This is a genomic window from Anabaenopsis arnoldii (assembly GCF_028331025.1).
Taxonomy (GTDB): Bacteria; Cyanobacteriota; Cyanobacteriia; order Cyanobacteriales; family Nostocaceae; genus Anabaenopsis; species Anabaenopsis arnoldii.
In genome coordinates this window covers 40,522-47,061 of the sequence record NZ_JAQMUH010000178.1, presented here as the reverse complement: position 1 = coordinate 47,061, position 6,540 = coordinate 40,522, and the positions used below count along the sequence as shown (strand labels likewise).

The following is a 6,540-nucleotide window of genomic DNA, read 5'->3' as shown; positions in this document are numbered from 1 at the left end:
GGTGAAGGGGGTAGTTCCGGTGTTTCCTTCTCCTCTGACTGCGTTGGTAGCTGCAATGGCGAGACTCGCATCATCATTCCTAATAGTTCCCGTAGCAGTAGCGGTGGTAATAGTGGCGTTACTGGGGTTAGATAGGGTGACAGTAAAGGTCTCATCCTGTTCTACTACCGTATCACCACTGACATTCACTGTAATTATTTGAGATGTTACCCCAGCAGCAAAGGTAACAGTACCTGTGGGGAGGGTTCCCCCGAAGTCTGCCGCGTTGGCGGGGTTGGTTCCCGTACCTGTAACCGCCCAGTTAGCAGTGCTGATACCTGTGGTATTTCCTGTGCGGGTAACTGTGAAGGTGAAGGGGGTAGTACCTGTGTTTCCTTCTGATTGTATGGCGTTAGTGGGGGCGATGATTGCTATGGATGGTTGATTAGTTGGGGATTGAGTAAACTGACTCACATCGATGATTTGCAATCCTGCATCCCCATCAGCCACATAGGCGTAGTTCCCTACTACTTGTACATCCGTAGCAATACCCGAGGTATCGTAAGCGCCGGTGCGGGTGGGGTTAGCGGGGTTGCTGATATCTATTATGTGCAATCCTCCAAAACGAGCAGCCACATAGGCGTAGTTCCCCACTACTTGTACACCCCGGTCATTACCAGGGGGATTGTAACCCCCCGTGAGCGTGGGGTTAGCGGGGTTCCTGATATCTATTATTTCCAATCCTCCATATTCAAAAGCGACATAGGCGTAGTTCCCCACTACTGCTACATCCCTAGCATCGCTCCAATTCTCCCTGTAACGGCCGGTGAGGGTGGGGTTGGCGGGGTCCCTGATATCTATTATTTGCAATCCTAACCGACTATCAGCCACATAGGCGTAGTTCCCCACCACTTGTACACCCCTAGCTTGGTTATTAGAGGTATCGTAACCGCCGATGCGGTTGGGGTTAGCGGGGTCCCTGATATCTATTATTTGCAATCCCCCATCATAATCAGCCACATAGGCGTAGTTCCCCACTACTTCTACCTTCAAAGCCCGTCCATAGGTATCGTAACCGCCGATGCGGGTGGGGTTTGTGGGGTTGCTGATATCTATGATTTGCAACCCTGCATGATTATCAGCCACATAGGCGTAGTTCCCCACTACTTGTACACCCCTAGCATCGCCAGAAGTATCGTAACCGCGGGTGCGGGTGGGGTTTGTGGGGTTGCTGATATCTATTATTTGCAATCCGCCATCATAATCAGCCACATAGGCGTAGTTCCCCACTACTTGTACACCCCTAGCCTCGCCAGAAGTATCGTAACCGCCGATGCGGGTGATGATATTAGTTGTCATAATATTTTCTCCCAAGCTCTCCTAAACTAAGATGTTGGTCTTTTAAGCAATGTTTTTATGTAACTTGTTTAGAGTAATTTATGTCAGTGGATTTTATCCTACCATGATTTACATATAAGAATATGAGGTTTATGTGCGATCGCACAGGGTATCCGAGTGATACCCTCACCCCACCTACAACGGCGATAGCGAAACGCTGCTGCTCTAGCAGATCGCAGGTGAGTCAGATCCCCGACTTCTTACATAATTGGAATAATCTCATATAATTTGTCCAGAAGTCGGGGATCTGTGTGACACCGAAGATTATGTATCTGATTATCTTGACGGGATGCGATCGCATAAGCGCTGCTGCACTGAGCAGATCGCAGTTTGACATCACCGACAATTGTTACCTGTTTATTAAGATAATAATTATACCTTTTTAAAGGTTATAAAACAACTTTCCATCCAACTGGTAACAATGTCTATGATTTGTTGCTCTTCAACTAAGTTGGCTTGTTTTAATTCGGTGTTTAATCTGAGATAAGTATCAATCAAACCAGAAATTAGTTCTAGACTACGGTGCTAAACTGAGTTAAATATGCTTGTATCTGGGTTAAATCCCTGGTAGCATCAGGCGATATCGCACCTTCAATTAATTTCTCACCGGGGAAAGTACCAAACAGATGGCGTACTATCATAATCCCGTCGGAAAGAGCTTTAATTTCTCCATTCCCGTCAACATCTAGGTATTGGTTATCTACTCCTTGTTGTAAGTAGGCTTGAATTTCTCCTAGGTTGCGAGTAGCGTTAGGGGCGATCGCACCTTCGGTTAATCTCTCACCGGGGAAAGTACCAAACAGATGGCGCACTATCATAATCCCATCAGAAAGTGCTTTAATTTCTCCATTCCCGTCAATATCCAGATTCCATGCTTGCTTACCTACAAAAATCGGGTCTGCTTCTAGGTTATAACCAGGGGCTAAATTATCGGAAGTCACATTAAGTTGAGTTCCGGCAAAGTTACCACTGGTGGTAAAGTTAAAGTCCCCTAACTTTAACGGTAGGGTTTGGTTAGGCCAGTTACCTTCAGAGTCAGCATAACCAAATTGGATAAACTTGTCAGTATTCGGGTTGTTGTCAAAGTCCCCACTATCAGCTAGGTTGTCTACGTTGACAAATAGATCCTTATCAAAGAGGTTTTCTACATCTTGGAAGGTTAGTTCATTAGAGTTATAATGCAGCCGTAAACTAATACCAGTGTGGGTATTATCACCTGTGGAGGTGTTGTAGAATAAGGGAATCGATACATTACCACCAGGGCTAACAGTTAAATTGTCTAATGATGTGATTTGTTGGCGATCGCTCTCCACTGGTGGTGTATCATCATTTTGAATTGTCCCCGTAGTTGTGTCGGTGGTAATTATCCCGTTGCTAGGGTTAGAGAGGCTAACGGTAAAGGTCTCATCCTGTTCTACTTCCGTATCACCACTGACATTGACTGTAATTACTTGAGATGTTTCCCCAGCAGCAAAGGTGACTGTACCCGTGGGGAGGGTTCCGCCAAAGTCTTCTGTATTAGCAGGGTTTTCACCTGTACCTGTAACCGCCCAGATGGCAGTACTGGTGTTAGATGTATCCCCTGTGCGGGTGACTGTGAAGGTAAAGGGGGTGAGTCCTTCGTTCCCTTCTGGTTGTAAGGCGTTGGTGGGGGCGATCGCTAGAGTTACGCTTTGAGAATTGGGTAACACTGTGACAGAAAATTCATATTCTACAAACTCACCAAACAAGTTAGTCCCACGAAGGGAAATATCTGCTTTCCCAGTTTGCTCTGGAAGATAATCGAGTAAAAGTTGCTGTCCGTTAATGTTAGCAGTGACTAAATCGGGTCGGGAGTTGCTAACTATGGTATACTCTATTTCTTCTTCTTGTAGAATTGTAATGTTACTATAACGGATAAAATTATCGTCCCTGTTAATCTCAGGTTGTGCAGGGTCATCTACAATGAGAGGAAGATCACTCCAGGCAGGGTGAATTCCACTAGCGTTATAAATTGGCACTGCTGCGATCGCATCAATTGTATTTAAGTCATTGCTAGAAGAGACTTGACCAAAGACTGTAAAACCACCATTTTGATTGTTAAGATTACTGGAATTATCCTCTAAGTTGAAAAACCATTGACTGGTGGCGCTGTTGGGGTTATTACCTAGTTTAGCCATAGCGATGGTTCCCCGCACATTAGACCGCTGTGGACTAAACTCATTTTCCACCGGTGTATTGGTGGTAACTATTCCCAGATTTAAATTATCGACAGTAAACCCACCACCCTGGATGACGAAGTTAGGATTAGAACGATGAATGATAGTATTTTCATAACTGCCACTGTTGACATAGTTCTGGAAGTTTTGCACTGTTTTGGGTGCGCCTAGTCCTTCTTGGTCAAACAGGACTACTTTGATAACTCCATTACCTATGGATGGGTTAGATAACTGAAAATTAGCTACTAGACCAGTTGTATAAGGGTCATCAAAGTAATTACTTAAATCTAGAGTTGTATCTAAAGCATTGACTCCCACAAAAATATCATTGATGGGTGTGGTGAGAATGGGAAAAGAGAGGTTTGTTAAAGCTTGAGCAGTGGTCATAGAAGACTTGTTACGGATTTGGTATATAGTATAATAAGTTGCAAATTATGGGGTTACTAACTTCGGAGGTTAACCCAGATTTTTTTTAATATTTGTAGGTGGGGGTTGGTAAAGGCTGCTAATTAATCATTATTGATATAGTCATCCTATTTGAGTTGAGAAATTATCAGTGAGGAAAGGGAACACCGGATCAGGGAACAGGGAACAGAAATTGTTCATGAATCATTTAGAATTGCTATATCTATTTAGCAGCCTGTACAACTTGAGTAGGTTTTAGCTGCGCTGTTTGAGTGTTTGAGCAATTTTAGCTATGAAATAGCACTGTTAATAATGGTATCAATGCTAAAATGAACCTGTTCCAGGAGTGGTAATTGATTTCTGGTGTGGGTGCTGGTGGTGATAATAAAGCCTCTATTCTTTGTTCTAAGCGATTGCCTGTATTAGCTCCTAAAGCTGCACAGCAAATGGGTGAGGATACACTGGTGCTACTTACTACCATTAGTAATGACTCTGCCAAAAGCAAAGGGTCTACCTGGGAGGCTGCGTAACTATCAGCCCGTAATTCCCGTAGGGCTAAGAGTTCCTCCCATAACACATCTGTATTAGGTAACCAACTTGTACAAGCGCGTATGCAACCCAGCCAGAAAAACGAAAATGTGTCGCGGTAATGGTAATGTCCTTGTTCGTGTGCTAAAACACTATCTACATGGGCGGGGGTGAGGGTTTGCAGTAATCCTTGACTAACTACTAATTCTGGATGCCAAAAGCCAATTTGACCAGCAAAGGGCGCGTCTGTATTCAATAATCTAACTTGTTTACCCTGCAAATTAATTAAGGGAGATTTTCGGGCGGACTCCACAGATTGCCAACCTTGGAAACCTAGGGTAATGCATACAATGGCAAAAAAAGCCAGATAAATTAATGCTAGTTCATAACTTAACCAGCCAGTATGTGCGCCCCCCATTTTGCCTTGGGGTCCCATGAATAAGACAGCGATCGCCGTCATAAAAATTAACAATGGGGGAAAAAGAAACAAAAACAGCGATCGCCGCCACCGGAGATCCCAGCTACCTTGGAGATGATTGCCAAAGACTCTTAAACTCCAAGCAACTGTGAAAGCAGTCAAAATCATCAACAGATGCATGATTATTGTTCCTCCCTGGCTTGGCGTGCGGCTTGAATGCGTTTAGCGATGGCTTGTAGTTGGTCGCTAGCGGCTTCATCCAGACTATCAGCAAAGGCGGCGATGACATCGGGATTACCGACAGCCAGAAATCGCTGTAACTGCTCGTGAGCCTTAATTACCTGTGCTTGCTGCTTGGTCAGCTGGGGTTGCCAATAAAACGCCCGCCCTTGTTTGTTGCATATGAGCCATCCCTTATCAGTTAGGCGACGTAAAACTGTAGTGACAGAAGTGTAAGCTAATTCACGGTTAGGATCCAAGAGAATGCGATCGTGTACATCCTTAACTGTAGCTGAACCCAGTTCCCAAATAATATTCAAAATTTCGGCTTCTAAGGGTCCTAAAGATAATTGTTTAGGGCGGTAATCGGGTAAGGGTGCCATATTGATTTACTCACGAATTTGAGAGGTGGGACTAGTGGATGACAAAGATTCCCTCTCTATGTTGCCAAGTCAGGAAGGGGGTTGATTATGTTTTTAGATTACCCTGATTTGTGTTTCTTGGCATCAAGTTGGCAATCACATATCACAAATATTCTGGCCTGACGATAAAAAATTCCCAGATTTTTACTGTGATCATGGTAAATGACACCCATTAGAATGTAATCTCGGCAATAGTATTGAGAGCAGGTTTATCCACCGCGTGAAGCTATTCATATACCACACTCCTGAATTGACTCCTACCGACAAAACTCCCGACTGCGCGATCGTCGTCGATGTTTTGCGAGCTACTAGTACAATAGCAACTGTTTTGGCTTCTGGAGGCGAAGCTGTGCAAGCCTTCAGTAATTTAGATCAACTAATTGCGGTCAGCGAAAACTGGCCCCCAGAAAAACGACTCCGAGCCGGAGAACGCGGCGGCGCGAAAGTAACTGGTTTTGAATTAGGTAACTCCCCTCTTGATTGCACACCGGAAGTAGTTAAAGGACGGCGTTTATTTATCAGTACCACTAATGGAACTCGGGCTTTACAACGTGTACAAGATTCTCCGATTGTACTTGCTGCCGCTTTGATTAATCGGGCGACTGTGGTAAAGTTCCTATTGGAAAAACAACCTGAGATTGTGTGGATTGTCGGCTCTGGTTGGGAAGGCAGTTTTTCTTTAGAAGATACAGTTTGTGCTGGGGCGATCGCTCACAGTGTTTTGGCGCAGTCCCAAATTTCACCAGCCGAATTAGCTGGGAATGATGAAGTAATTAGTGCGATCGCTCTTTACGCACAATGGCAAAATGACTTATTGGGATTATTCCACCATGCTAGTCATGGTCAAAGGTTGTTACGTCTGGAGTCACATGAAGATTTAAGATATTGCGCTCAAGCGGATATTTTAGATGTTTTACCCATACAGCAAGAGCCGGGAGTTTTGAAAAGCCAATAGCAGATTATTGTTTCTGCT

5 protein-coding genes are annotated in these 6,540 nt (G+C 44.4%); 1 reads left to right on the top strand and 4 read right to left on the bottom strand.

What is annotated here, in order from left to right:
- The 4 genes from PN457_RS15720 to PN457_RS15705 all read right to left on the bottom strand — a co-directional run.
- A partial coding sequence (locus PN457_RS15720) for a Calx-beta domain-containing protein (RefSeq protein WP_417006614.1) occupies positions 1-1,338 on the bottom strand: 1,338 nt, incomplete at its 3' end.
- A gap of 551 nt (positions 1,339-1,889) precedes the next feature.
- A complete protein-coding gene (locus PN457_RS15715; RefSeq protein ID WP_271734331.1) occupies positions 1,890-3,962 on the bottom strand; it encodes a peptidylprolyl isomerase in 2,073 nt (690 codons plus the stop codon).
- A gap of 304 nt (positions 3,963-4,266) precedes the next feature.
- The gene (locus PN457_RS15710; protein WP_271734330.1) at positions 4,267-5,106 is read right to left on the bottom strand and encodes a M56 family metallopeptidase; all 840 of its coding nucleotides are present in this window, start codon (positions 5,104-5,106) and stop codon (positions 4,267-4,269) included.
- A 2-nt stretch (positions 5,107-5,108) separates the two neighbouring features.
- Positions 5,109-5,528 carry a BlaI/MecI/CopY family transcriptional regulator gene (locus tag PN457_RS15705; RefSeq protein ID WP_271734328.1) on the bottom strand — a complete coding sequence of 140 codons (420 nt, stop codon included), beginning with the start codon at positions 5,526-5,528 and terminating at the stop codon, positions 5,109-5,111.
- A 259-nt stretch (positions 5,529-5,787) separates the two neighbouring features.
- Between PN457_RS15705 and PN457_RS15700 the strand changes: the two genes are divergently transcribed.
- Positions 5,788-6,522 (top strand): 2-phosphosulfolactate phosphatase family protein, encoded by a 735-nt coding sequence (locus PN457_RS15700; protein ID WP_271734327.1) that lies wholly within the window; start codon positions 5,788-5,790, stop codon positions 6,520-6,522.
- Positions 6,523-6,540: the final 18 nt, after the last annotated feature.